23 protein-coding genes and 3 pseudogenes are annotated in these 24903 nt (G+C 62.5%); 19 read left to right on the top strand and 7 right to left on the bottom strand.

What is annotated here, in order from left to right:
* The 3 genes from P3W85_RS05185 to P3W85_RS05175 all read right to left on the bottom strand — a co-directional run.
* The coding region (locus P3W85_RS05185) for a TolC family protein (RefSeq protein ID WP_276263977.1) at positions 1 to 466 on the bottom strand (466 nt) is incomplete at its 3' end.
* A 71-nt stretch (positions 467 to 537) separates the two neighbouring features.
* Positions 538 to 1866 (bottom strand): glycosyltransferase family 2 protein, encoded by a 1329-nt coding sequence (locus tag P3W85_RS05180; RefSeq protein WP_276263976.1) that lies wholly within the window; start codon positions 1864 to 1866, stop codon positions 538 to 540.
* A 3-nt stretch (positions 1867 to 1869) separates the two neighbouring features.
* Entirely contained in the window at positions 1870 to 3261 is a 1392-nt protein-coding gene (locus P3W85_RS05175) for a diguanylate cyclase (protein ID WP_017225681.1), read from the bottom strand.
* 407 nt (positions 3262 to 3668) lie between these two features.
* On the opposite strand from P3W85_RS05175, the gene P3W85_RS05165 reads away from it, so the two are divergent.
* The 7 genes and pseudogenes from P3W85_RS05165 to P3W85_RS05135 form a co-directional block, all read left to right on the top strand.
* Positions 3669 to 3890 (top strand): hypothetical protein, encoded by a 222-nt coding sequence (locus tag P3W85_RS05165; RefSeq protein ID WP_276263975.1) that lies wholly within the window; start codon positions 3669 to 3671, stop codon positions 3888 to 3890.
* Between the two features lie 142 nt (positions 3891 to 4032).
* Positions 4033 to 5076 (top strand): BPL-N domain-containing protein, encoded by a 1044-nt coding sequence (locus P3W85_RS05160; protein ID WP_276263974.1) that lies wholly within the window; start codon positions 4033 to 4035, stop codon positions 5074 to 5076.
* 550 nt (positions 5077 to 5626) lie between these two features.
* Complete coding sequence (locus P3W85_RS05155; RefSeq protein WP_430869498.1) at positions 5627 to 5998, top strand: DUF1016 N-terminal domain-containing protein; 372 nt, start codon at positions 5627 to 5629, stop codon at positions 5996 to 5998.
* Positions 5995 to 6084: pseudogene (locus P3W85_RS05150) on the top strand (MerR family transcriptional regulator); the annotation flags it as partial. The gene P3W85_RS05155 and the pseudogene P3W85_RS05150, both read left to right, overlap by 4 nt.
* 98 nt (positions 6085 to 6182) lie before the next feature.
* A complete protein-coding gene (locus P3W85_RS05145) occupies positions 6183 to 6713 on the top strand; it encodes a hypothetical protein (protein WP_276263973.1) in 531 nt (176 codons plus the stop codon).
* Between the two features lie 9 nt (positions 6714 to 6722).
* Entirely contained in the window at positions 6723 to 7253 is a 531-nt protein-coding gene (locus P3W85_RS05140) for a DEAD/DEAH box helicase (RefSeq protein WP_276263972.1), read from the top strand.
* A gap of 33 nt (positions 7254 to 7286) precedes the next feature.
* Positions 7287 to 7670, top strand: a pseudogene (locus P3W85_RS05135) (helicase-related protein); the annotation flags it as partial.
* Positions 7671 to 7849: 179 nt separating this feature from the next.
* Here the strand turns inward: P3W85_RS05135 and P3W85_RS05130 are convergent.
* Positions 7850 to 8344: a hypothetical protein gene (locus P3W85_RS05130; protein WP_276263971.1), complete on the bottom strand. Its 495-nt coding sequence runs from the start codon at positions 8342 to 8344 to the stop codon at positions 7850 to 7852.
* Between the two features lie 711 nt (positions 8345 to 9055).
* Here P3W85_RS05130 and P3W85_RS05125 point away from each other — a divergent pair.
* Entirely contained in the window at positions 9056 to 9916 is an 861-nt protein-coding gene (locus tag P3W85_RS05125; protein ID WP_017225674.1) for a transglutaminase-like domain-containing protein, read from the top strand.
* A 46-nt stretch (positions 9917 to 9962) separates the two neighbouring features.
* Here P3W85_RS05125 and P3W85_RS05120 read toward each other — a convergent pair whose 3' ends face one another.
* Positions 9963 to 10280, bottom strand: coding sequence for a hypothetical protein (locus tag P3W85_RS05120; RefSeq protein ID WP_276263970.1), 318 nt, complete (start codon positions 10278 to 10280; stop codon positions 9963 to 9965).
* Positions 10281 to 10715: 435 nt separating this feature from the next.
* Between P3W85_RS05120 and P3W85_RS05115 the strand changes: the two genes are divergently transcribed.
* Complete coding sequence (locus P3W85_RS05115) at positions 10716 to 10949, top strand: hypothetical protein (protein WP_017225672.1); 234 nt, start codon at positions 10716 to 10718, stop codon at positions 10947 to 10949.
* A 404-nt stretch (positions 10950 to 11353) separates the two neighbouring features.
* Positions 11354 to 11614: a hypothetical protein gene (locus P3W85_RS05110; protein ID WP_017225671.1), complete on the top strand. Its 261-nt coding sequence runs from the start codon at positions 11354 to 11356 to the stop codon at positions 11612 to 11614.
* 103 nt (positions 11615 to 11717) lie between these two features.
* Here the strand turns inward: P3W85_RS05110 and P3W85_RS05105 are convergent.
* Both P3W85_RS05105 and P3W85_RS05100 read right to left on the bottom strand, forming a co-directional pair.
* Positions 11718 to 11861: pseudogene (locus tag P3W85_RS05105) on the bottom strand (IS5/IS1182 family transposase); the annotation flags it as partial.
* A gap of 147 nt (positions 11862 to 12008) precedes the next feature.
* Positions 12009 to 13094, bottom strand: a complete 1086-nt coding sequence (locus tag P3W85_RS05100; RefSeq protein ID WP_276263969.1) for a calcium:proton antiporter — start codon at positions 13092 to 13094, stop codon at positions 12009 to 12011.
* A 248-nt stretch (positions 13095 to 13342) separates the two neighbouring features.
* Here P3W85_RS05100 and P3W85_RS05095 point away from each other — a divergent pair, with 248 nt between their 5' ends.
* The 9 genes from P3W85_RS05095 to P3W85_RS05055 all read left to right on the top strand — a co-directional run bounded on the left by P3W85_RS05095 (position 13343) and on the right by P3W85_RS05055 (position 24903).
* Positions 13343 to 13708, top strand: a complete 366-nt coding sequence (locus P3W85_RS05095; RefSeq protein WP_035808936.1) for a calcium-binding protein — start codon at positions 13343 to 13345, stop codon at positions 13706 to 13708.
* Between the two features lie 252 nt (positions 13709 to 13960).
* Entirely contained in the window at positions 13961 to 14971 is a 1011-nt protein-coding gene (locus P3W85_RS05090) for an amino acid ABC transporter substrate-binding protein (RefSeq protein ID WP_276263968.1), read from the top strand.
* Positions 14972 to 15002: 31 nt separating this feature from the next.
* Complete coding sequence (locus P3W85_RS05085; protein ID WP_276263967.1) at positions 15003 to 16343, top strand: SLC13 family permease; 1341 nt, start codon at positions 15003 to 15005, stop codon at positions 16341 to 16343.
* 467 nt (positions 16344 to 16810) lie between these two features.
* Positions 16811 to 18229 carry a PAS domain-containing sensor histidine kinase gene (locus P3W85_RS05080; protein WP_276263966.1) on the top strand — a complete coding sequence of 473 codons (1419 nt, stop codon included), beginning with the start codon at positions 16811 to 16813 and terminating at the stop codon, positions 18227 to 18229.
* The gene (locus P3W85_RS05075; protein WP_276263965.1) at positions 18226 to 18870 is read left to right on the top strand and encodes a response regulator transcription factor; all 645 of its coding nucleotides are present in this window, start codon (positions 18226 to 18228) and stop codon (positions 18868 to 18870) included. The genes P3W85_RS05080 and P3W85_RS05075 overlap by 4 nt, the downstream gene beginning before the upstream one ends.
* A 117-nt stretch (positions 18871 to 18987) precedes the next feature.
* A complete protein-coding gene (locus tag P3W85_RS05070; protein ID WP_276263964.1) occupies positions 18988 to 19374 on the top strand; it encodes a response regulator transcription factor in 387 nt (128 codons plus the stop codon).
* Between the two features lie 147 nt (positions 19375 to 19521).
* Complete coding sequence (locus P3W85_RS05065) at positions 19522 to 20115, top strand: YSC84-related protein (RefSeq protein WP_017225662.1); 594 nt, start codon at positions 19522 to 19524, stop codon at positions 20113 to 20115.
* A gap of 266 nt (positions 20116 to 20381) precedes the next feature.
* On the top strand, positions 20382 to 21674 hold the full coding sequence (locus tag P3W85_RS05060; protein WP_346430241.1) for an efflux RND transporter periplasmic adaptor subunit: 1293 nt from the start codon (positions 20382 to 20384) through the stop codon (positions 21672 to 21674).
* 13 nt (positions 21675 to 21687) lie between these two features.
* Positions 21688 to 24903 carry an efflux RND transporter permease subunit gene (locus P3W85_RS05055; RefSeq protein ID WP_276263962.1) on the top strand — a complete coding sequence of 1072 codons (3216 nt, stop codon included), beginning with the start codon at positions 21688 to 21690 and terminating at the stop codon, positions 24901 to 24903.

Below are 24903 nucleotides of genomic sequence, written 5' to 3'. Positions count from 1 at the left end.
CGGCCGTCCGCAGCGGCCCGCATAGCGACTGCTCCTGCTGCGCGCGCCACCAGTCCGCGTAGGCGCTGCGCAGGGCCAGCCGGCGCTCGGCACGGCGCAGCGCGAGCTGCAGTTGCTGGCGCTGGACGGCGAAGCCGCTGGCCTTCACGGCATCGACCTGGCGCTTCAGGCTGCCCAGCAGGGGATAGCGCATACCCAGGGACAGGTTGCGCCCGTAGTAGTTGGCCACCACGTTGTCCACCACCAGCTCGTGATAGTCGCCGATCCCACCCCCGGCGAACACCTGCCATCCCTTTTCGCTCTCGCGGGCGCTGCGCTCGCTGCGCGCCGCGTCGAGGTCCGCGTATTCGGCCTTGAGCGCAGGATCGTTGTCCACGCCGTTCAGCATGTCGGCCAGCGGCAAGGGCGCCGCATGCGCCAGCGTCATGCAGAACGCCGCCATGGCAATCGATGCGGCTCGCAGCATGTCGCGTCGCAGTAGAGATGGAATCCGTTTCAAGCGATTTGCTCCCACATCCGGCAAGCTGGCACCCGGCATCAGAACCTCGTTGCCTTCTTCAATACCCACCAGGGTGCCATGCTGCTTTCTTCATGCCCGCGCCGGATCGCTTCATTGAGGATCGCCACCGCGCTCCAGCTACGCATCACCATCATGAAGAGCGGGAACAGCGGCAGCACGAGCCACAGCCGGCAATCTTGCCTGGGCCGCTCCGACACCATCAGCAGCATGCCGATGAACAGGATGGTGGTGAGCGAGAAATACAGGGCATAGATCAGGCAGAACAGCAGCAGCACGGCCTGCCACGGCAGCGTGACTGCGGCCAGGATCCAGTACCCGGTGATGATGAAGGGCAGCACCAGCTGGAAGAAGAAGCCGCTCAGCAGCGTCATCAGGAAATTGGGCCAGCCGAGCAGGCGCGGGGTGATGCTGTGCTTGTGCTTGCGGATGTAGAGGAAGAACATGTCGCCGTCCCAGCGCAGGCGCTGCTTGAGGAACTGGCGGAACGTCACCGGCGCGTCCGTATGCCCGATCGCTTCGGGCTCGAAGGGAATCCGCAGCGCGCGGCGGCCGAAATAGCTCTTGATCCGCAGCGTGATGTCCAGGTCCTCCGCCGTATGCGTGTCCCAGCCGCCGATCAGTTCGAGAAAGCTGCGGCGGAATGCCCCGAACGCGCCCGAGACATTGTTCACCACATTCCATTCGGCCAGGCCGATCTTGGCCATATGGATGGAGAGCAGGTATTCGAGCGCCTGCAATGCCGTGGTCGTCGACGCCCAGGCGTTGCGCACGCGCAGGCTGCCGGCCACCGCCGGCACGTCGGGGTCGGCGAAATGGCGCACCATGGCGCTGACCATATTGTTGTCGAAGGAGGTATCGCCATCGAGCGCCATGATGATCTCGCCGCTGGCCTTGGCGAGACCGGCGTTCAGCGACGACACCCGCCCGCCGCGCTGCCATTTCGCGATCGGCCTGACGGAGCGCCGCGGATGGAGCGTGCTGTCCAGGCGGAAATTTCGCACGGCGTCCAGCGTTTCCTGGTTCACGGCTGCACCGTCGATCACCGGGATCATTTCGATGTATCCCGGGTAGGTCTGCTCGGCAAGGCTGGACAGGGTCTTCTGGACATCCGGCCCTTCGCTGTAGCAGGTGATGATGCAGGAAACCCTGGGGTGATAGCGGCTGACTTCCGGCGTGCTGCTGCACTTGCGCGTGAACCACCGCAGCACGCCGGCCAGGACCAGCAGGTTCAGCGGCAGCTCGAGCAGCGCGAAGTACGGGAACAGCATCAGGAACAGCCCCGTCATGCCGCCTGAACGGAAGAGTTCGTTCAGGAAGTCATGCCACAGGGCGATGAACGCGGCCATGCTTCAGCTCAGGTCGCCGGCCAGGCGCGCCATCAGCAGTTCGGCGTCCTCGCGCTCCAGCAGGTCGTCGGGCGCGCTCGCCGATACCACGCGCAGTTCGATCTCGTTCGCGCCGGACTCGGCGAAGAGCTCGCGCAGCTTCAGGATGCGCTGCCTGACGCTTTCCAGCCCCTCCTTGTCGGTGCACGGCAGCAGCAGCCACAGGCACTCGTCATTGGTGCGGGTGCAGCGGTCGGTGGTACGCAGCCCGGCGATCATGCGCTTGACCAGATTGTCGACCAGCAGGTTTGCGCGCTGCTCGCCCATCTTCGCCAGCGCCTGCGGAAAGTTGACGAAGCGCAGTCCGAGCAGGGAGAAGGCGGGCTCCTTATAGCGGGCCTGCATCTGCATCAGCCATTCCAGCAGATAGCGGAAGGTGCTGATGCTGACCAGCCCGAGCGCGTTGAAGCCCGCGCTGGCCAGCATGCCGGTATTGAAGCCCTGGCGGCAGCGCAGGTGGCCGGCCTCGGTCAGCCGGTAGTTGCGCACCTCGTAGACGCGGAGTTCGTCCGGCGCATGCGTGTGGCCGCAATCCAGGCAGCGCGCCTGCACCTTGGCATCGACGAAGAAGGCGCGGCAGCTACGGCAGCGGTAATTCTCCATCGGCCGGTCGTAGTCGCTGCCAATATGCCGCAGACGGGTCAGGCAGTTCGGGCAGACCAGCACGCCGTCCTTCAGGAACTGCTCTTGCGCGCCGACATGGCCGCACACGAAGCAGTGCAGCGACGGCTCCCGGGAAATGGCGATCGACTGGCAGTCCGGGCAGACGTCGATGTAGTTCAGGCGCCCCGAGCCGCAGCTCACGCACAGGCGCAGCCGGTCCACCAGGACCTGTTCGGCGATGTACCCCTCCTGCGTCATCAACTGGAGCAGCGGCAACGGACTGCCCGCATCCGCGCCGGCCAGCGCTGCCAGCAAGGGATACTCGTAGTGCTCGGGCACCTGCGGATTGCGCACCGCCCGCAGTTGCCGCGGCGGCCGCAGCCAGAGCCAGGCCAGCACGCGCGTCTCGAACCGTTCCTGGATCTGGGCCTCCCCGAGCGCTGCATAGCGGGTGCGCCAGGTCTGCCACTCCAGCAGACCGAGATCCGCCGGCACCGGGCCGTCGCCCAGCGCTTCGCACAATGGGTCTTCGTCCTGGCAGCAGTAGGCCAGCGTGAAGCCGTAGGCCGGATGCCGCCGCATCTCGCGCAGGGCCTCGCCTGCGGCGGAGCCCGGCAGGTCCAGCAGGACCACGTCATAGCGCCGCGCATCGGTCAGCAGGTCGCCGACGGAATCGAAGCGATCGGCACGCACGTGCGCGGCATGTGTCGGAGCGGGTCCGATCAGGGCAAGGTGAAGCGATTCCTGGGCCATATTACTGGGGACATCCAATTGGGTGAGTCCGCTTCTTTTTCATTTTTACATAGGTTCGCATTTAACGGTTGGTTGCGCGTGGCTTGAACCCACCCAGTAACGGTGAGCTGGCGGATCAGGAAAATGATGCCGGCGAAGGGGTAACCAATCGTAAGGAACTGAACCCAATGCAGAAAGATTGCAAGAAGCAGGCGCATGGCTTATGTGCCAGTAGTACAAGGCCGCGGCGATACAACGCGGACGGAATTCTACGGCATCCGGGCGGCAATTCCGAGCCTCCCTTCGGCAGCTAGGGAATTTTGACTATTGACTATAGAGATCGGCGGCCGCGCTACCCCTTGTCGCCCGGAGGGCCGCCGGCGAACAGGCACTGCAGGGCATCAGAAACTGATGCCCTGCAGCTCGAGGTGGGCTGGCTGGAGGCCATGTACGTGCCGCCGGTGCTCGTCGACGACGGCTGCCGCGCGTGGCTGGCCGACACCCTGGCCACCTGGCGGGGGGCAGCGGGGGTGGCCACGCTGTCCGACCTGATCAACCGCATCAACAGCCTCGGTACCGGAGCCTGCCGGCCATTGGCGCCGAGGCCCACGCCGCGAGAGCCGACAACCCAGGCAAAATTCGCCGGATAAGTCACTAGGAACGGGAGGCAGGTAGCACTACGCAACGTATCGCCGACGCGACAGCAGAGATTGCACGCTTGTTGCGTTTGTGCACTCCCGTATCTTCGGTATCCTGCGCTAGGCAACCGATGATGGCAGCCAAGCGCCCCTGATGACCGGCTCGCTGGTTTACGCGGGCGGGTTATCGGTACAGCAGGCACTCGGCCTTGGAAGTGGACAGCTGAAGGGTTGGACCACCCGCGGGACCACGCAAGGCGTCCGCTACCGGGCATTCTTGCCTGAGACCAGCATCGCTCCGAGCAGCGCGTCGGGCGCGTATGATCATCATCCGTGGCGAAACGTTTCATCGACAGCGACCACCATGCCGAAGCCAAAGATCCTGACTTACATCGATGCTGGAACGGTCGGCGGTTCACACCTGATGCGGGCGATCGCCCAGCAACTGGTGCCCGCTGCCCACGAATTCCAGGCGGTAATGGCCGACGACCTCAGGCAGGACCCGACCCTCTTCGATGACGCGGTCCTGTTCGTCATGCCGGGCGGAGCCGATTTGCCCTACTGCGAAGCGCTGAACGGGGCGCCCAACCAGCGTATCCGGCGGTTCGTGGAGGAGGGCGGGGTCTACCTGGGCGTCTGTGCGGGCGCGTACTACGCCTGCCGGGAACTCGCATTCCATGCCGGGATGCGCGGCGCGATCTGCGGCACGCGCGAGCTGAGCTTTGTCGACGCGGTCGCCGTTGGCTCGTTGCCCGAGCTTACCGGTGGCATCCCCTACGACGCCACGCCGAGGACTGCCGCCGCGACCGGAATCCGGACTACAGATTGCCTGTCCGCGGTGCCATTGACGCCTCGCGTCCACTATCACGGCGGCTGCCGCTTCGATTTCGCCGACCCGGCAAGTCCCGCGGCACGGATCCTGGCCGTGTACACGGAGATCGAGGCCGAACCCCCGGTGATCGTGAGTGCGTCCGTGGGCCAGGGGAAGGCGATACTGAGCGGCGTCCACCTGGAAATCTCGGAGCGGGAGTGCAAGGAGGCCCTGCGCGAACACAGCGACATGGCGGCGCACGTGCACGTCTGCGACCGGCTTGCCGAGACGGGGAACGAACGGCTGGAGGTGTTCCGCCTATTGCTTGCTCATGCCGGACTCGAGCTGCGCCAGGGACGGTGGAAGACAACGCCGGGCTCCTGTTAGCGCCGCACCAGTTCCAGATTGATGCGCCGCATGTACCGGACTCGTCGTCGTTGCAGATTGTCCTGTCGCCATTTGGGGAAGCCCGGGTCTACTCCCAGTCTTCAGAATTCAGAAACTGCTCCGTCCCTCGAGGCCGGTATCGGGCGCCCTCGAACAGCGTGCGTGCCAGGGAGAGGAATTTGCCCGCCTTTGATGACCGGTTGACGGGCTAGGCGCTTCTGCCTTCCGCCTCTCTCTGGATGAATGTGCCGCTCTAGGCACTATCTGATGCAAATTGAGTGCTTCGCTGAGGGCAGGCGCTGCTTTGCTGAGCCGCCGCCGCCCCCATCTCCTGGGGCGTGCGCTACCGCAACGCGCAGGGGCAGGGCCGGGACGGCGCCGTGACTGGCTTCGGCGCGCGATCCACGCCAGGCAGACGGTGGAACATTTCCGGGCCGCGTCGATGGGGTCCCGGCTGCTATGAAATAATGTGCGGATGGCTACCCGATCTCCCCCACGCCGTGCAGCGGCCGATTCGCTTCCAAACGACTATGCGGCCTGGCTCGGCTAGTTGAAGGACGAAGTTCTGCAGGCCCGGCTGCGGACCTCGCTGGCGGTCAATCGGGAACTGCTGTTGCTGTACTGGCGCATCGGGCGCTCGATCCTGCAACGGCAGCAGGCGGCGGGGTGGGGGAAGAAGGTGGTCGAGCGGCTAGCCAACGACCTCCGTCAGGCCTTTCCGGACATGGCGGGCTTCTCGCCGCGCAATCTGATGTACATGCGGGCGTTCGCCGAGGCCTGGCCGGACGAGGCAATTGTGCAACAGCTTGTTGCACAATTGCCGTGGGGCCACAATCTCAAGCTCCTCGAGATGCTGAACGACGCGGAGAGAGCAACTGATACTCCATTCTTGCTCAGAAGTATCTATCATTGCTCGCCATGAGCAAGGTTTATCGGATCAACGAATTCGCAAAGCGCATCGGACGGGCTCCCAGTACGGTGCGCCGCTGGGAGCGCGAAGGCATCCTGGCAAAGCACGGAACCGGCTGCATGCCCTCGAAAAAGCCCATCGCAAAGCTGGTCGCATCGCCAAGGCCGAGCGCATCAGGAAGTGCAACCTCGGACGCGTGAAACTGCAGGCGCGCAGGGACCGCACGAAGCAGCGGTTGCGCACGATTGCCTACCAGTCCGCCCATACCATCGTGGACAAGGCGGCAGCGGTCGGTTCGGAAGATCTGACGTCCCCCATCAAGGGGCGGAGTCAGTGGCGGAACTACAATCGCCGCATGAGCGCATGGGCCAAGGGGGTACTGGCTCAAGCGCTCGATGAAGTTTGCACGCAGCGTGGGGCGACGCACGTCGTCGTCAACGCCGCCTACACGTCGCAAATGGACTCGTTCACGGGCTTGCTGCAAGGCAAGCGCGAGGGCGACAAGTTTTACCGTGCCAACGGGGACGTTCTTCAGGCGGATACCAATGCAGCGCGGAACGTACGGGACAGGATTCACGACCGGGAAATTACCCGGTATATGCCTCACCTCCAAGTGAAGCGGATTCTGCTCGCGCGCTCCTCCGGCGCAACTGAGCGTCAAGGGGCTTCAGTTGGGCGGCGCAAGCCGCGTCAACGAAGTGCGGATAAATCCAATGCTCAACTTTGAGTAGATTATATGGAACAGAACCGCCTGTCCGAGTACTGGAGCATCCTGGATTTCGCCAACCGGGGTTATCTGGGAAGCCTGAGTCAGTTCGTGCGGGAGTACGCGACGCCTATTCAAATCCAGCGCGATCAGCATGTCGTGCAACGCTTCAAGCGAGTGACGGCTCCCTTCCTGTTGCGGCGCCTGAAATCCGACAAGGCCATCATCAGCGACTTGCCAGACAAGAGCGAGCAGGATCAGTTCTGCACGCTGACCAAGGTGCAGACGGCTCTGTATGAATCGGTGGTGCAGGAAGGGTTGCGAACCATCGCAGGGGAATCCGACACGTTCAGGCGCCAGGGCCTGGTGCTGCAAATGATGCTGGCATTGAAGCAGATCTGCAATCATCCCGCGCTATACCTGAAAGGGGGGCAAGTCGATGCAGCGGCGTCCGGCAAGGCCGAGCGATTCCTTGAACTCCTTGAAGATATCCATGCCAGCCATGAAAAGGTGCTGGTATTCACCCAGTTCCGCGAGATGGGCGACTTGCTATGCCGTTAGGTACAACAGCGATATGGCCGAGATCCGCTATTTCTCCACGGCGGTGTCCCGCGAGCCAGGCGGGATGCGATGGTCGAGCGGTTCCAGAGCAACCGGACCGAACGGGTGTTCATCCTGTCGCTCAAGGCCGGCGGAACCGGGCTGAACCTGGCCGCGGCCTCCAATGTCATCCACTACGACCTCTGGTGGAATCCTGCCGTCGAAGCGCAGGCCACGGACCGGGCCTATCGCATTGGCCAGCAGCGCAACGTTCAGGTCCACCGCTTCATCACGCGCGCGACGTTTGAAGAACGTATCAACGACATGCTTCGCGCCAAGCGGGAGCTGGCCGACCTGGTGGTTGGTACTGGCGAACAGTGGATCGGCAATCTCAGTGGGGAGGGCCTCAAGACACTGTTCAGCTTGGCGGAGCGTTGAACGCGCATCGATTGCGTGCTTTTCGGGGCCATCGTACTTTTTGTCCAGAACCTGGTGGCCGGTGGCTGGAAAGCCTGGCGCAGCAAGGGTTAGTCGTTGCTGACCAACTGTGCAACTGCGATGGCGTTGTCACGTTGGCATAACGAGGCCGAGGCGCGTGGGGGGCGTGAACTACTGCATCATGCGGCGGACGGATTTTGGGCGGCTTCAGTGAATTCGCGCATCATCCGCTTCATGGATTCCTTGGATTTCGAGTCAAAACTGGCAATCATCAGCAACTGGCCCGGTGCCATTTGCGCTTTCTGCCGCCCCAGCCCGAGGCGGCCGATCTTGACACCGACCAATCCGCCGATCCACCAGCCGATCATCGCGCCAAGCGCGATGGCGCCAACATACGCAATGGCAGTGGCGCCCGTACCGGCGGAGACTCCGTATCTGAAAATTACCAGCGCGGCGATGATCGCTCCGACAAAAAGTCCGGTGATCGCCGCTCCTTCGCGATACGTGGTCTGGCCGATGTCAATCCTCGGCAATCCGTCAACTGGTTGATTGTCGCGCTGGATAAACCACGGTCCCGCGACGAGTGCCGATGTCCCGGCCAGCTCGCCTAATCGCGCTTGCGCCAGTCCCGCCGTGGCGACGTCATTCAGCCTGAAATACAGCAGCGTACGCATGGTGTGTTACCTCACTCAATCTCAATCTCAATCTCAATTTCGACTTCCGGCGAACCGGCGGATGCTTGCGTAACGATTCCGGCCCAAGCTCCATTGCCCCTTGACCGCGTGGCAGGATGGCGACCGCAGGTTGGGCCAGCCTTCGTTGACAGCGCGATCCCAGTCAATCAGTAGTGTGGCTGCCTGATGCCATTGGGTTGCCGCCAGGCGTATGAATCCAGTTCTCTGGATGCTTCTCTTCGGCAACTGGCCGGCCTGGCGGTCGGCATGTCGGCCGCAAAGGGTTCCAATCGCCGGACATCGATTGCATCGATCCTGGCGAACGACCGATTTCCTTGGTTACCGGGGTAGTGGACGACCGGAGGTCGCCGCGTGGCATCTTGCATGAAGTTTCCAGGAATCCCCGTGAGTGACTTCAGGAGTCACCAGTCCTAAGACGTTGTCGAGGGGGAAGGCCCGGAAACGAGTGGTGGGCAAACCAGAAGCACGCCGCTTCAGGGACGCCGCAACTATCAGTATAGGTGTCCGTTGCATCCCAGGCCAACGCCCTTACAAGATGCCCCGGCAGGCGTTGCGCCACGCACCCGCGGCGCTCGCAAACGCAAACCGGTCGTCCACCGCTGGCACTACACTGAAATGGCATGCCACAGCAATCTTCGCTGTCCGGATCTCTTTGCTTTTCTTCGGATCGTCATCAACGCAAGGCTTGAAATGAACCGTCTCCAATACTCGGTGAACCTCTCCTACGAGGTCATGGATCCCATGGCGGACTTCATGCTGAACATTGAAGCTGCCAGGACTTCGCGGCAGTTCGTCGTTGCCGAGCGACTGACGTTCCCCCCGTCAATTCAGACCACCAACTACACGGATCCGGTGCTGCACAACCGCCTGCTTAGAATGCGCGCACCCAAGGGCCGTTTTGCCATCCGTTATGAGGCAGTCGTCGATATCGATCATCGCCTGGACGACAGCGATCAGTTGTCAGAAGTGCCTGTCGCCGAGCTACCGTTCGATGTCTGGCACTACCTGGCGCCTAGCCGATATTGTGAATCTGACCGCCTGATGGAATTTGCAATGCGTGAATTCGGGGGCATGCAGCGCGGCTATGGCCGCGTCTACGCAATTCGGGAGTGGGTACGCAATCACATGCGTTTTCTCTCGCGCTCCACCAACGAGCGCACGTCGGCGGTCGATACCATCGTGGAACGCACCGGTGTCTGCCGCGACTTCGCCCACCTGATGATTGGGATCTGCCGCGCCCTGAGCATTCCGGCGCGCATGTCCAGCAGCCTGGACTATGGGGCGGATCCGACAATGGGCGCGCCGGATTTTCATGCGGTAGTGGAAGTGTACTTGTCCCACCGGTGGTACCTGCTCGATCCCTCCGGCGTATCGATCCCGACGGGCTTGCTTCGTATCGGCACCGGCCGGGATGCCGCGGACATACCATTCGCGGCGATATTCGGCTCGGTGGAATCGGAGCGGCCCTTTGTCGAAATCCATGCCGTGACCGACACAGCGGCCGGGATTGAAATGCCGGTGTTCACTGCAAAGGCCATCTCCACCTGGTAGCCGGCGCTCGTTGGTCGCTGCTACCGGCTCCGTGGTCGGTAGCGCGTCAACATTTGCTTCCCTTCATGCTCTCGGTTTCCATGGCGGCCTTCCATTCCTCATAGGCCTCGATCGGCTCCATGGACTGATCGACGAACGCGGCGGCGCGCTCTGCGGCGGCCAGCGTATCCACGGCGGAGTCGCCCTGGTTTTCGTCCTCCGTGCTGGGTGGCAGCAGCATGTCTTCGAGCATCGCCGCCAGCTCCGATGTATCCCATGACTCACCCAACTGCGTCTTCTTCTTTATATAGTGCCGGACTTCCGAGTCTTGTCCGGCGGTCAATGGCAGTCCACGGAAGGTAGGCTCTTCGTTCTGATGGATCATGATGTACCTCCGATGATGGGCTACACCTTTGAGTGTACGCGCAATACCGCACCACCACCGGAAGCACGGAAAGGGGCTGGGTCTGCGCCGCCGCTGTATTCCGCCCATTTCTGCTGCTCGGCTCGCTCCCATAGCGAGCCTGTTCGGCGCACGTACCACTACCGACCGGATAGTTTTCAGCGAAATTCATGATGATGGTGCAAACCTAATGGCACACTCCAACCTTGTCGTACATAGGAAGACACTACCTTGCCCCGAGGTTCCGCGTCCGGTGCGACAATTTGCAGAAGGTCCCATCCTCCCACCCCGATCAGGCGAAATCGTCGACCGCCAGACAGCGCTTCAATGCGCTTGACCTTGCCAGTTCCGACCACACCCAATTCGTCCGGTGCCGCAGCGTGCTGCCGGGATCCTTCCAAGCACCAGGAGATAGTCATGGAGCGCATTACCAAATATCGTGGGTTCGCGATTCACGTGGATCTGGTGAGTACATCCGAGGACATGTTCGATGCATGGTTTAGTATCAGTGGTCCGCTTCGACCCCCCGGTGTTGCAGCGATCGGGGAGCGCATCAAATTACACGGCGGGCCGTTTTCTCGTCGGTGGGCACATCTGATCGCAGAATTGGCTGGCAGAGCCGCAATCGATGTCATTCTGGGTGTCGAATAACACGCCCTCGCAGCCGGAAACGTCTGAATAAGTCTCGGCACGATTCGCGCGCCACCTGGGATTCAACGCTTGTGCTCCTGGGTCAAGGGAAGGCCTCAGAAGGTGCTTTCTGAATCAATGCCGTCCATTTCGCCGCTCCGGTATTTGTCTCCCTTAAGGGTAGCGCTACTGTGATGATGAGAGATCACTTGCTGCCAGAGGCCAACAAATAGGTCTACGATGAAGGCGTGGTCACTTTGTAACCCCACAGTCCGCAACCATGATGCTTGCAGGCACTGCGTACCCATCTGAGGCCACGAGAACGCGCCCGAGCGCGCCCCCTCTGGGCGATGGAGCGGTGCCGACCAACCTGAGGCTTGTCCCCGAAGCCACCACGTCCGTGTTGGGCGCACAAGGAGCCAACAATGAAACTGATTGAGCCCGACGAACAACGGGCATTTCTTGCTGTCCTGCAGCATAACGGTCTGGCAGAACATGATTTCGAGCTTGCCGAAACCGATACGACGGACCCAAAGGGCGATGAGAACTTTGGTCTGCAGGGCTATGTCGCCGTAACCAGACGATCAACTCGAGTTACGCGGGAATACCCTATCGGTTACGAGACAGATTGGGTGGAGCACTTCAGCAAAGATCTGGGAGCCGGCGCATTCGACAAGCTGGAATGAGCGATAGGTGCAGTTTCTCGCCGCCGAAGTTGAACTCGGCCACGTCCGATGGCGACAAGGGTATCTAGGATGACGGGGATCTAGCCTACCAGCCTGCGGCGCGACCACACCGGTAGTACGGCTCGACCGCCGCTATCAGACGCTCCCATGGCACCACGCTTTCCATCTCCGCCAGGAAGCGCTGGCGACGATTCACGCGCTTCTTGCCATGGCTTTCCGCTTCCGCAAAACCGATCTGCCGCGTCATCTCCGACTCATCTCTTGGGCATACACATGGCAACGCTTAAAAGCCACCCAACGATGACTTTCGTTCTGAATAAATCAGTCTTTCCTTCAGCCTTTTTCGCCGCCAGGCGTGTCCGATAGCGCAGATTGAAGTGCGCCGAGATTGCCCTCATGGAACTATTGACATGAACAAGTAGGCGGCGAAGATCACGAGGTGTACCACGCCTTGCAGGATGGTAGAACGGCCCATGCCGAGGGTCAGCGTCAGCACGATCAGCGTCAGAAATAGCAATACCATATCCTTGCCACCGAGCCCCAGCACAAGCGGCTGGCCGGTCCAGATGAAGACCGCGGCGACCGTCGGAATCGTCAGGCCGATACTGGCTAGCGCTGAGCCCAGTGCCAGGTTCAGGCTCGTCTGGATGCGATCGCCGCGCGCCGCGCGCAATGCCGCCAGGCATTCGGGCAGCAGCACGAGCGCGGCAATCACGATACCAACCACGGCCGCCGGAGCGCCTGCGGAAAGTATGGCGTTCTCCACCGACGGTGACAGCAACTTGGCGAGCCCCACAACCACCACCAGACAGACAATCAGCAGCATGCCACTTGCCAGCGCCACGCGCGCAGGCGGCGGGGGGAGGTGCTCGTTTTCATCCGAGCTTCCTTCCACCAGGAAGTAGTCGCGGTGGCGTACGGTCTGCACGAAGACGAAGCATCCGTACAGCACCAGCGACATCACGCCTGAAAAGCCCAGTTGTGCGGGCGTCAGCATCGGCCCTGGCATGGAGCTCGTGTAGCTCGGCAACACCATTGTCAGCACCAGCAGCGCGGCCAGCACGGCCATCGCCGCGTTGGCGCCCGGCGCCTGGAAGGCCTGTTCGCGATGATGCAGGCCGCCTACGAACAGGCACAGCCCGACGATGCCGTTGCAGATGATCATCACCGCCGCAAACACGGTGTCGCGCGCAAGGCCCGCATTTTCCGGGCCGGAAGAGAGCATGACCGAGACGATCAGCGCCACTTCGATGACCGTGATGGCAAGGGCCAACACCAACGTACCGAACGGCTCGCCGACCTTGTGGGCAACGACTTCGGCGTGATGAACGCTCGCAAAGACCGAGCCGGCTAGTGCGATGCCCATCAGCGCGATCAGCCAGCCTTGGCCGGACAGCAATGCGCCGGCAGCCAGCGTGACTAAGGCGACACACGGCACAACGATCGTCCATGCAGGCAATTTGCTGGATGTAAGCATCATCTCTGCATTCTCCTTCTGTTCGTGCTTTTTGATGCGGATATCCGCACGAGGCGAACGGAGACGATCGGCGGCTGCAGTGCACAACAAGCATACCTTGGCAATGCCCTTCCCGTTGCACAAAGGTGTTGGTAAGCGGGGCTTGACTGCCTAGAATTTCTCTGTGTGCATTGGCTTGCAGGGAATTTTATTTGGCGAAGAATTTTTCGCAAGAAGACAATGCGGAACCACGAATGTTCGAGGAGATGGAAATGACCGCGCGTAAATTGTCTGCTGTTGGCCTAGTTGCGATGGCGCTCGCTTTTACCGGTGCGAGCGCGCAGCAGATGCAGGAATCGAAAGGCCAACAAGGAGCAGAATCAACCCAGGTTCCGAAAGCGCCGTCGACCGTCGCCGAAGCTAAGGCCATGATTGCCGAGCGTTTCAAGGCGGCGGACGTCGACCATGACGGGAAACTGACCCGCGAAGAAGCCAAGGCGGGTATGCCGGAGGTGTACAAGCACTTTGACAAGATCGATGCCAGGAAGCGGGGTTACGTAACAGAACGTCAAATCGGTGCGTACTGGCAGGCGAAGACCAAGGAACAGATGCAGAAGGAGAATCCCATCTGGAACTGACCTGTTGCCCCGCTGGGATAACGGCCGAAGCCGCCCCGGATCCGGATTGGACCGTCCGACGCTCCGATCTGCGAACGGCGCCGGCGTAAATTCGCGGCTGGGCGTGTTGACCGCCCCGAAACGTGCGATGGTGCGGACGAGATGTGGGCGCGTCAGTGCTCTGCATGACTGCACATCTGGCCAGAGCCCTCTCCCTTCATCCGTGGCAGTCCCCCGGAGGTGTTCATGACACACCTTAGGCGCGTCGTTGGGATGATCTTCCCAGGTGCCTTTTCGTTGCTCGTGGCCATTGCCCTGCCGGCGGGCGCAGGGAACGGGGACACCGTGGCTCAGTTGAGGTCTCGCGGCGTATTGCGCTGTGGCGTGAGCGAAGGGAATCCGGGCTTTTCAACGAAGAACGCTGCGGGGCGCTGGTCGGGTATCGACGTGGATTTCTGTCATGCCGTCGCCGCGGCAGCACTGGGTGACGCAGAAAAGGTCACATTCGTGCCGCTTAAGGCATCGGCGCGATTTCCCGCCCTGCGCACGGGTGTGGTAGACATCCTCAGCCGGAATACGACCTGGACGCTGGCCCGCGAGAGCACGCTGGGCGTGCAGTTCGCCGGGGTTATCTTCTACGACGGCCAGGCATTCATGGTGCCCAGGCGGAGCGGCGTAAAGACCGTCGACGAGCTCGCCGGAGCCACCGTGTGTGTCGAAAAAGGTACTTCCAGCGAGACGCATCTTGTGGGGTACTTCGCCGCCAGGCGATTGCGCGTGACGCCGCTGGTCATCGACTCCGTGAGCGAAGTGGGCGATGCATTTTTCGCGGGACGCTGCCGCGCGTACACAGCGGATGCCGCGCGCCTTGCTGCCGCACGCCTGCGTGCGCCCCAGGGAACGCGGGACTACGTGATCCTGCCTGAACGGATCTCGCAGGAGCCCGTCGGACCTGTCGTGCGCGATGACGACCAGCGCTGGCTGACGCTGGTACGTTGGGTGCTCCTGTCGCTGATCGCGGCCGAGAGAAATGGGGTCACCCAGGCGAACGTGAGCATGCGCATGAGCGATCCCGTGGTGGCGAGCGCGCTGGACCCGGGGGACGATATCAGCAGGGCGATCGGTGTCGATCCCGGTTGGGTCGTGCGTGCCGTACGGAGCGTCGGCAACTACAGGGAAGCATTCGATCGCAATCTTGGGGCGCACAGCCCGCTCAATCTCGAGCCCGGCCTCAACCAGCTTTGGACCCAGGGCGGTTTGATGTACGCGCCGCCGATCCGATAGACGCCGTAGATGCGACAGGTGGACCCTCGGCATGAGCGACCTGCAGATCCATACCGTCCTCGCCGTCTTTGCGGCTGTGATCCTGGCGATCGCCTTCAACGTGATCGACATGGCGATCGCCGCGCTGATCGGAGTGTGCCTGCTGATCGCGCTCGGGATCCTCAACGAGGACGACCTGCTCAGCGCAACGCGAACTTCCGGTGGCCCGCTGAGTTTGCTGTTCGGGGGCATGGTGGTTGCCCGCGTACTGGCCACCACCGGGCTCTTTGATCTGCTGGGAGACATGCTCCTGAGGGCCACCGGTGGCAGCGGCAAGCGTTTCCTGCTGTTGCTGGTCGCGATGATCGCGCCGCTGTGCGCGGTCCTGCCCAACGCGACGACTGTCATCTTGCTGGCGCCTGTCATCATCCGGGTTGCCGTCGCCCTGGAGGCGGACATCGTCGGGCCCATGGTGCTGACCGCGATTGTGAGCAACTCCGCTGGCCTGCTGACGCTGGTGGGGGATCCGGCGACCTTTCTTGTCGGAAGCTCGATCGGCATGACCTTCGGTGAGTACCTGCGCCGCGCGAGCCTGGGTGGAATCATGGCGCTGGCTGTCGTCGTGCCATTCTTTCCGATATTGATGCGGGATATTTGGCGCCTTCGGCGGATGCTGCCGCCGCGCACGCCGTTGCCTCGGCTGGCCCGACCTGTCTACGCCATGTTCTGCGTGGCCGTGCTTGTGGTGATGGTGGCGCTCTTTGTTTTCGGCGAGGACTTGCCAACACGCGTTGTGCCACCGGCCGTCGCTGTCATCGCGGGAGCGCTGGCGCTGCTGGTGGGCTACGGCGCCAAAGTCGAACCGACCGAGAACGTGTTGCGGGACGTCGACTGGAAGACACTGATGTTCCTGGGCAGCATTTTCTGTCTGGTGCAGGCGGTGACCAAGACCGGGGTGCTTCAGCAACTGGCGATGCGGCTTTATGCGTCCTTCGGTACCGAGTTGACGCTTGTTGCCCTGGTGATGATCGCAGGAATCGGCCTGCTCTCGAGCCTGCTGGCCAATGTGCCGGTGGCAGCGGCGTCGATCCTGATCATCAAAGGCTACCTGGTGGCGGCAGAAGTGGTGCCGGAAGCGGCCCTTGGCACTCACTTCTCTCAGTGGCCGGCCTCAACGATTCCGGTCTTCATCGGCATGATGTTTGGTGCAACGCTGGGCGGAAATGCCACGCTTATCGGTGCCTCCGCCAACATCGTGTCCGCCGGCATTTGTTCGCGCCATGGCAAGCCAATCACCTTTGCCACCTTCCTGCGCTATGGCCTTCCCATCACAGCTGCCCAGTTGGCGGTGTCGGCCCTGTACGTCGTCATACTCGCGTGGTTGCTGCGCTGAAGCTGGAACGCGCCCAACCGAGCGAAGGCGCGCGCCTCGGTCCCTTCATCGGATGTGCCCGCAGGGTCTCGCCCAGAGCGCGCCGCCAGCGCCGGTTTTGCACATTTACATGCTGCCTGCCAGCGTCTACGATGCATTTACGCATTGTGCAGCAGGTAGCTGCCGGCTCGGCGCAAGCGCAATGTCCGGCCAGCATCAGGTTCCAATCACAGATCCGCTTCGGATCGTCGTTCAACCCGGAATCGCGCCTCGATGCGTTTGATGAGCCGGGGCGCTTTTACCGTCACCCGGATAGCGAAAGCCAACACTTGCGGAGTGCTAGCCGAAGGATTTCCGCTTCGGTCAGAGCATCGATTGCAACAGCGGGGGCACGTGCCGCGGGGAGGGCAGGTGATGGTTCGCTGCAACGTGATGCTTGCGCCCCGCAACCTGGGCTTCCCGACGCAGGCTATGGAGGAGCGGCGCCGATGAGTATCATCTGGCGTGCCACTGGTTTGCTCGCGGTGTCCATCACCCTCACCGCGCGCTACCTATTCCCGGGCCTGCTCAGAGACGCGCAGGCTGCGCTACGCAAACGCTTCGCCGTGTGGCGCGCTGCCACGCGGGGCACGGCAATGCGCCGCCGTGCGACACCATGCCAGACACCGATCGGCAACGAGACCCCCAGTGTCCATGGCGGCAAGGCCGTCCAGTGGTTCGAGCGGCTGCGCCGGCCGCCTCGCGCACCCTCTCTGGATGGCGACGGCAAGCGCCTGAGCCAGACCGAAGGCGAGTTCTGCAGCGCATTGGAATTCCTGCCTATAGCGATCCTTGTGCTGAATCATGATGGCAATGTCTCGCTGGCAAACGAGCAGGCGGGCAAGCTTTTTGGCTATCGTCGCGAAGCGTTGCCGGGAATGGCCGCCAGCATGCTGATTCCACGCTTTCCAATCAAGGACCATGATGCGTCGCATGATGGCGCGAACGCGGTCGATGGCGGGTATGAAGCCGGGAGGGGCGCCAGGCAGGAACTCAAACTATGCGCGCGCCGCAAGGACGGGACGGAGTTTCTCGCCGAGATCCGGTTCAATCGTCTTGGCTTCAGGAACGCCCATGCGGTGCTCGCCGTCGTCGATTCGAGCCAGCGACAGGAGCAACATCGCAAGCAGCAGGAGCTCGTGCACCTGGCCCGCATATCCACCCTGGGGGAACTCACGGCATCGCTCGCGCACGAATTGAACCAGCCGCTCACGGCGATCCTGAGCAACGTGCAGGCCGCCCTGCGGTTCATGGCGGCGGATCCGATCGATCTTGATGAGGTGCGCGAGATACTGAAGGATATCGTTCAGGACGACAAGCGGGCGAGCGAAGTGATTCGCCGCATTCGTGCACTGGTCAAGAAGAGCGAGCTCGAGATCGTGCCGCTCGAACTTGGCAGCGTCGTGCGTGACGTGATGCAGCTACTGCATAGCGATGCCATCGTGCGCGGCATCGACGTGGCACTGCGCGTTGAAGCCGGCCTGCCGATGGTGCCCGGCGACCGGGTCCAGTTGCAACAGGTGTTGCTCAATCTGCTACTGAATGCGTTTGACGCGATGGAACACTGCCTGTTGCATGATCGCAAGGTCGCCATCTGCGTAGAGAGGGACAGCCCTGGCATGGTGCGCGTGAATGTGCGTGACAACGGATGCGGACTGAGTGACGACAAGTTCGGCGAGATATTCAAGGCCTTCATGACTTCGAAGAAGGACGGCCTTGGCCTCGGGCTCTCGATCAGCAGATCGATCGTCGAGATGCATGGCGGGCGGATCTGGGCCGAGAACAATGCCGGGCAGGGGGCGACGTTCTCCTTCATCTTGCCTACGTTGGTCAGGCCCGCGGCAAGCCATGCTGGCAAAGCGCCATGAGCGGCCCCTGTCCTGTCATCTATCTGGTGGACGACGACGATTCGGTGCGGCGTGCGCTCACGCGCTTGATCCAGTCCGCGGGATACCAGGTACAGGCATACGATTCCGCACGCGCATTTCTTCAACGTGATGGCGCCGCGGACCAGCACGCCTGCCTGGTGCTGGACATGCGATTGCCCGATCTCAGCGGGCTCGAGCTGCAGCGCGAGCTGAATGCGGCGAGTCCGGTGCTTCCAATCATCTTCATCAGTGGGTATGGCGATATCCCGATGACCGTGAGCGCGCTGAGGGCCGGCGCATCCGACTTCCTGCCAAAGCCGGTGGAGGGCCGTGACCTGCTGCGCGCGATCGCACAGGCGCTTGACCGCGCGATCGAGGCAAGGGAGAGCCGGCGGGAATTCGAGTCCATCCGCAGTCGCCTGGAGCGGCTCACGCCCCGGGAGCGGGACGTCATGGCGCTGGTCGTGACAGGTTTGCTGAACAAGCAGATTGCCTGCGAACTTGGCACCGTCGAGAAGACCGTCAAGGTGCACCGGGCGCGAGTGATGGAAAAGATGGGGGCGCATTCGCTCGCCGAACTGGTCCGGATCGCCGACAAGGCCCGCCTGCCCGGTTCTGAGCTCAAAGCCCCGAAGCGCTGAGGCACGGCAGGCCGCCCGCTTGGACCAAGGTCCAATAGCCGCATTTCCCAGGCTCCCTTACTCTTCAGTTGGTAGGGCATTCCTTCGGGAGAATCGCTATCAGCGGGATCATGCACAATGAGCAAAGTCAAGCCATTCGTCGCCATCGTCGATGACGATGAATCGGTGGGCCGGGCCATCAAACGACTCTTGCGCTCCATCGGCATGCAGGCCGACGCGTTTGCTAGTGGTGAGGCGTTCCTCGAACTCGTTTCCTCACTGCCCTCGTATCGCCCGGACTGCGTGATTCTCGATATCCAGATGCCGGGCCTGAACGGGCTCGAAGTGCAGCAGCGCCTGGCGGGCAGCGGCATGCCGGTGATCTTCATCACCGCGTACGACGACATTGCCGTGCGCGAACAGGCGCTGGCGGCGGGCGCGGCGGCTTACCTGCGCAAGCCCTTCAACGACGAACTCTTCGTCAGGACCGTACGCAGCGCCCTTGGCCTGGGCTCGCCGCCCTGACCGGGGAGGGGCGATGGGACCGCTATGGGACCAAAGGCCAATTGCCTTAAGCGCAAGCCAAAGCCAATATGGAATTCACGGCAAGCGGATTCGAGGCAGGCTTGCAGTTCACTCATGCGTTGGTACTCGACAAAAGGAGCGCGCATCATGATCAAGTACGTCCGTAGCATGCTATTCATCCCCATCTTGCTCGTCGCGGCAGCGTGCTCGACCTCCGACAACACCATGTCCGGGTCCGCATCCAGCACGAGCGCCGCGTCGTCAAGCGAGAACAGCAAGCTGGACAAGGACGCGCGCGCGGCGCTACAGCAGCTGCTTTCGACCAACCCGAAGGCCACTGAAATCAACGACAAGGCTGTTGCCATCCTGGTCTTCCCGGACATCCTCAAGGCGGGCCTCATCGTGGGCGCGCAAGGCGGAAACGGCGTGCTGCTCAGCCGCGATGGGAAGACGCTCGGCTATTACAACGCCACCGCGCTTTCCTATGGTCTGCAGGCCGGTGCGCAGTCATTCGGGGAATCGCTGTTCTTCATGAGCGATTCGGCGCTGGCCTACCTGTACAAGAGTGATGGATGGTCGGTTGGTGTCGGCCCGAGCGTTGTCGTCATGGATGCGGGTACGGCGAAGTCGATGACCACGACGACGCTGAAATCCGATATCTATGCGTTTATCTTTGACCAGAAAGGCTTGATGGCCGGGCTGGGGTTGCAAGGCCAGAAGATTACGAGGCTGAATCGCTAAGACAGCAATGATGTTCGACAGGCTTGCGCATCGAGCGTGAGGGTAGTCTCTGTCCGGTCTTGCCGTGGGCGCGATCAGCCCGGGTGCCGGCCGGCGAGCCCCTCCGTCGCGGATTGGAGCGTGGCGGCGGTCGCCTGGCATGAACTGCCAGGGATGGACGTCCGGCCGCCGGCATGGCTCCCGTTCCGCCCGCCCGGCGTAAGAGCAGGGCAGGCCGACGCCTGCATGCCGATGTGGCTTCGAACAGCGGTCGCGCGGAGACTCCCATGGTGAATCCATCGTTCCAGAACAGGACGGGTTCCTCGCTCGGTGGGCATGGGCAGGCATGCCTTGCCGGTGCCCGGTGGGCGCTTGCTGCCGCGGTGGTTGTCACGCTCGCCGGATGCGGCAAGCCGGCCGGCCTGCCGCCGCGAGAGCCGCCGGAAGTCACCGTGATGACGGTGAGCGCGCACGATACGCCGATTTCGTTCGAGTTTGTCGCGCAGACCCAGAGCTCGCGCGAGGTCGAGATTCGGGCGCGGGTGGAGGGGTTTCTCGAGAAACGGCTCTACACCGAAGGCCAGCTGGTGCGGGCTGGCCAGACCATGTTCCAGATGGATCGCAAGCCATTCGAAGCCGCCCTCCAGACGGCAAAGGGGCAGCTCGCGCAACAGCAGGCGCGGTTGACCGTGGCCAGGGCGAACCTCGCGCGGGTCAAGCCGCTGGCCGAGCAACACGCAGTCAGCCTGAAGGATCTCGACGATGCGATCGGTAGCGAGCGCGAGGCGCAGGCCGCGGTGATCGCGGCGCAAGGGCAGGTCCAGACCGCGCAACTCAACCTGAGTTACACCACCATCGCCACCCCCCTCAGCGGCGTGTCAAGCTATGCGCGCAAGCAGGACGGCAGCTACGTCACGCCAGGAGAGTCCGGGCTGTTGACCTACGTGTCCCAGCTTGACCCGATGTGGGTCAACTTCAGCATCTCCGAGAACGAGGTACTGCGCTATCGCGATCAGGTCGCCAAGGGACTGCTGCGGTTTCCCGCGAGCAATGATTTCGAGGTAGAGATCATTCTCGCCGACGGTTCGATCTTGCCTATCCGGGGCCACATCAACTTTGCCGACCCGTCTTACAGCAAGGAAACCGGCACCTTTCTCGTGCGCTCGGTGCTGCCTAACGCGCAAGGAACGCTGCGTCCCGGGCAGTTCGTGCGGGCACGGGTGCTAGGGGCGAGCAAGCCCAATGCGATCCTGGTGCCGCAGCGCGCGGTGCTGCAGGGTGCCAAGAGCCATTTCGTCTGGGTGATCGACGCGGATGGCAAGCAGGCCAGGCAGCGGGTGGTGGATGTCGGCGAGTGGCACGGTGCCGACTGGTTCATCGAGCAAGGCTTGCGCGCCGGCGAGCGCATTGTGGTGGACGGCGCGATCCGTGTCGCCGCTGGCGCGCCACTCAAGATCGCCGGGGCACCTGCGGCCTCAACCGGCGGTAGCACGCAGCCAGCCCCGAAGGCGGCGGCCGCGGTGCCGGCCGAGAATCAGGTGGCTGGGTCTGCCAAGCCAGACGCGGCCCGGAAGCCGTAACCGGCCAAGTCCCATGAACATTTCCCACTTCTGCATCGAGCGTCCGATCTTTGCATCCGTCATCTCGATCGTCATCACCCTGGCGGGCTCCGTGGCGATGCTCGCCCTGCCGATCGCGCAGTACCCTGACGTTACGCCGCCACAGATTACCGTGGCGGCAAATTACCCGGGCGCAAATGCCGATGTCGTGGCCGACAATGTGGCAGCGCCGATCGAGCAGCAGGTCAATGGCTCCGACAACATGATCTACATGAACTCGTCGAGCTCCTCGACCGGGAGCTATTCGCTGAGCGTGTTCTACGAGATCGGAACCAATCCCGAGCTTGCGCAGGTGGACGTGCAGAACAGGGTGAATCTCGCGTTGCCACAATTGCCGCAGTCGGTGCAGGCCCAGGGCATCAGTGTGCAGAAGAAGTCGTCGGCATTCATGATGGTCATAGCGATCTACTCGCCCACCAATCGCTACGATCCCACCTACATCGCCAACTACGCCAATATCTATGTGCTCGACGCGCTGAAGCGCATCCCGGGCGCCAACCAGACCAGCGTGTTCGGCACTCCCGACTACGCGATGCGGATCTGGCTCAAGCCGGACCGCATGGCGCAGCTGAAGGTGACGGCCTCGGATGTACAGCGGGCGGTCGCCAACCAGAACCAGCAGTTCGCGGTGGGCCGTATCGGCCAGTCGCCGACTGGCAGGCCGGTCGAGCAATCGTTTGCCGTCACGACTTCGGGAAGGCTGACCGAGCCGCAAGAGTTCGAGAACATCATCATACGTGCCGCCAGTGGCGGTGCCGCGATCGTCCGGCTCAGGGACGTGGGCAGGGCCGAGCTGGGGCAAAAAGACTACTCGATCCGCAGCAGTTACCAGGGCAAGCCCGCTACGCTGCTGGCGGTATGGCAGCAGCCTGGCGCCAATGCGCTGGATGTCTCCAGGCAGGTGACCGAGACGCTGGCTCGGATGAAGAGCGCCTTTCCCGAAGGCATCGAATACAAGGTCGTCATGGACACGACCGAGTTTACCCGTGCATCGATCAAGGACGTGGTGAAAACCTTCGTCGAGGCGCTGGTGCTGGTCGTGGCGGTCGTGTACATCTTCCTGCAGAGCCTGCGGGCCACCTTGATTCCGGTGCTCGCGGTCCCGGTGTCGATCGTCGGCACGTTCAGCGGCATGAGCGTGCTGGGGTTCTCGATCAATATGCTGACGATGTTCGGCATGATACTGGCGATCGGCATCGTGGTCGATGACGCGATCGTGGTGATCGAGAACGTCGAGCGCAACATGATGGTGCATCACCTGAGCCCGAAAGAGGCTGCCAAGCGCGCGATGGACGAAGTGGCGGGGCCCGTGGTGGCAATCGTGCTGGTGATGAGCGCGGTCTTTGTTCCGGTGGCGTTCCTGGGCGGCATCACCGGGCAGCTCTACAAGCAGTTTGCCATCACCATCGCGATATCCGTGGCGATCTCCGGCGTGGTTGCGCTGACGCTCTCGCCGGCGCTGGCGGGCGTGGTGCTGAAAGGGGGGCATCATGAGAAGGGGCGCTTCTTCACATGGTTCGACGCTAAGTTTGCGCGGATGACGGCCGGCTACTCGCGCGCGGTCGCGCTGGTGATCAAGCGCTCCGGCATCGCCTTGCTGCTGTTTGCGGGCATGGTCGCGATCGCTGTCATGTTGATGAAGTCGACCCCGACCGGGTTCCTGCCGCCGGAGGACCAGGGCTATCTGCTCGGCGTGGTGATGATGCCGGACGCGGCGAGTCTTGATCGCACCGGCGACGTATCCAGGCGCGCGGCCGAGTATTTCATGAAGCAGGAGGCCGTGAGCGGTATCGCCGTGGTCGATGGCTACAGCCTTCTCGACGGCCAGAACAAGAACAATGCGGCAGCCTTCTTCGTCGGCCTGAAGTCTTTCGACGAGCGCTACAAATCCGCGAATATTCGCAGCCAGAACGCGAGGGCCGTCATCGTTGGGGCATACCAGGCGCTGTCGAAGGTACCCGAGGGCGTGATCCTGCCGGTGAACCCGCCGTCGATTCCGGGGCTCGGCACCACGGGCGGGATGGAGATGTGGATACAGAGCAAGGGCGACGCGAACAACAGCCAGCTTGCGGCGGTGGTCGGGGATTTTATCGCCAAGGCGAATCAACGCCCCGAGATTGCCAGTGCCACCGCCACCTTCAACGCGTCGTCGCAGCAGTTGCTGGTCGACGTGGATCGCGACAAGGCGGAAACGCTGGGCGTTCCGGTCGAGGATGTCTATAGCGCGATGCAGACGAATTTCGGTTCGCTCTATGTGTCGCAGTTCAACAAGCTGAGCCGTCTGTGGCAGGTGATCCTGCAGGCGGAGCCGAGCTACCGCTTGACGCCGGAAGATCTGGCGCAGATTTTCGTGCGCAGCAGGACCGGCGACATGGTGCCGCTCAAGGCTGTCGTGACATCCAGGTACGTGACCGGGCCGGATCTGGTGACGCGCTTCAACAACTTCCCGGCAGTCAAGATCACCGCCAACCCGGCGCCCGGCCGCAGTTCCGGTGAGGCGATCGCGGCGCTCCAGGAGGTCGCCTCGCAAGTGATGTCGTCCGATTTCGGCGTGGCGTGGAGCGGTGAGGCGTTCGAGGAGCAGCAGTCCGGCAGCACTTCAGCCCTGGTATTCGGCTTCGGCCTGGTGATGGTGTTCCTGATCCTCGCTGCCCAATACGAGAAGTGGAGCCTGCCGTTCGGGGTGCTGCTGGCGGTACCTTTCGCGCTGTTCGGCGCATTGGTGGCGATCTTGCTGCGCGGGTTGACCAACGACATCTATTTCCAGATCGGGTTGACCATGCTGGTGGCGCTGGCGGCGAAGAACGCGATCCTGATCTTCGAGTTCGCCGTGTTGAACAGGGAAGGGGGCATGTCCGTGTATGACGCGGCGATGACGGCGGCCAGCGAGCGCCTGCGCCCGATCATCATGACATCGCTTGCCTTCATCCTGGGCTGCGTGCCGCTGGCGATCGCACTGGGCGCCTCCCAGAACAGCCGGCACTCCCTCGGCACCGGTGTGATCGGCGGCATGCTCGGTGCCACGGTGATCGCGGTCTTCTTCATTCCGATGTTCTATCACGTCATCGAGTCGATGACGGACAGGCGCGGCGGCAAAAAGGCGGGCAGCGGCGGTTCGGCTGGCGCACCGGAGGTGAGCGGTGGGACAGTGGCAACCGGCCCGCTGGCTGGCGGCCATGAGGATCGCTGA

Source organism: Cupriavidus basilensis (assembly GCF_029335485.1).
GTDB lineage: Bacteria > Pseudomonadota > Gammaproteobacteria > Burkholderiales > Burkholderiaceae > Cupriavidus > Cupriavidus basilensis_E.
The sequence above is the reverse complement of the archived record's forward strand: the minus strand, read 5'-3'. Positions and strand labels throughout refer to the sequence as shown.

Excerpts from the sequence above, each read along its gene's own strand:
- P3W85_RS05180 (WP_276263976.1), bottom strand. The coding sequence starts at position 1,866 with ATGGCCGCGTTCATCGCCCTGTGGCATGACTTCCTGAACGAACTCTTC.
- P3W85_RS05175 (WP_017225681.1), bottom strand. The coding sequence starts at position 3,261 with ATGGCCCAGGAATCGCTTCACCTTGCCCTGATCGGACCCGCTCCGACA.
- P3W85_RS05160 (WP_276263974.1), top strand. The coding sequence starts at position 4,033 with ATGACCGGCTCGCTGGTTTACGCGGGCGGGTTATCGGTACAGCAGGCA.
- P3W85_RS05140 (WP_276263972.1), top strand. The coding sequence starts at position 6,723 with ATGGAACAGAACCGCCTGTCCGAGTACTGGAGCATCCTGGATTTCGCC.
- P3W85_RS05130 (WP_276263971.1), bottom strand. The coding sequence starts at position 8,344 with ATGCGTACGCTGCTGTATTTCAGGCTGAATGACGTCGCCACGGCGGGA.
- P3W85_RS05125 (WP_017225674.1), top strand. The coding sequence starts at position 9,056 with ATGAACCGTCTCCAATACTCGGTGAACCTCTCCTACGAGGTCATGGAT.
- P3W85_RS05120 (WP_276263970.1), bottom strand. The coding sequence starts at position 10,280 with ATGATCCATCAGAACGAAGAGCCTACCTTCCGTGGACTGCCATTGACC.
- P3W85_RS05115 (WP_017225672.1), top strand. The coding sequence starts at position 10,716 with ATGGAGCGCATTACCAAATATCGTGGGTTCGCGATTCACGTGGATCTG.
- P3W85_RS05110 (WP_017225671.1), top strand. The coding sequence starts at position 11,354 with ATGAAACTGATTGAGCCCGACGAACAACGGGCATTTCTTGCTGTCCTG.
- P3W85_RS05100 (WP_276263969.1), bottom strand. The coding sequence starts at position 13,094 with ATGATGCTTACATCCAGCAAATTGCCTGCATGGACGATCGTTGTGCCG.
- P3W85_RS05095 (WP_035808936.1), top strand. The coding sequence starts at position 13,343 with ATGACCGCGCGTAAATTGTCTGCTGTTGGCCTAGTTGCGATGGCGCTC.
- P3W85_RS05090 (WP_276263968.1), top strand. The coding sequence starts at position 13,961 with ATGATCTTCCCAGGTGCCTTTTCGTTGCTCGTGGCCATTGCCCTGCCG.
- P3W85_RS05085 (WP_276263967.1), top strand. The coding sequence starts at position 15,003 with ATGAGCGACCTGCAGATCCATACCGTCCTCGCCGTCTTTGCGGCTGTG.
- P3W85_RS05080 (WP_276263966.1), top strand. The coding sequence starts at position 16,811 with ATGAGTATCATCTGGCGTGCCACTGGTTTGCTCGCGGTGTCCATCACC.
- P3W85_RS05075 (WP_276263965.1), top strand. The coding sequence starts at position 18,226 with ATGAGCGGCCCCTGTCCTGTCATCTATCTGGTGGACGACGACGATTCG.
- P3W85_RS05070 (WP_276263964.1), top strand. The coding sequence starts at position 18,988 with ATGAGCAAAGTCAAGCCATTCGTCGCCATCGTCGATGACGATGAATCG.
- P3W85_RS05065 (WP_017225662.1), top strand. The coding sequence starts at position 19,522 with ATGATCAAGTACGTCCGTAGCATGCTATTCATCCCCATCTTGCTCGTC.
- P3W85_RS05060 (WP_346430241.1), top strand. The coding sequence starts at position 20,382 with ATGGTGAATCCATCGTTCCAGAACAGGACGGGTTCCTCGCTCGGTGGG.
- P3W85_RS05055 (WP_276263962.1), top strand. The coding sequence starts at position 21,688 with ATGAACATTTCCCACTTCTGCATCGAGCGTCCGATCTTTGCATCCGTC.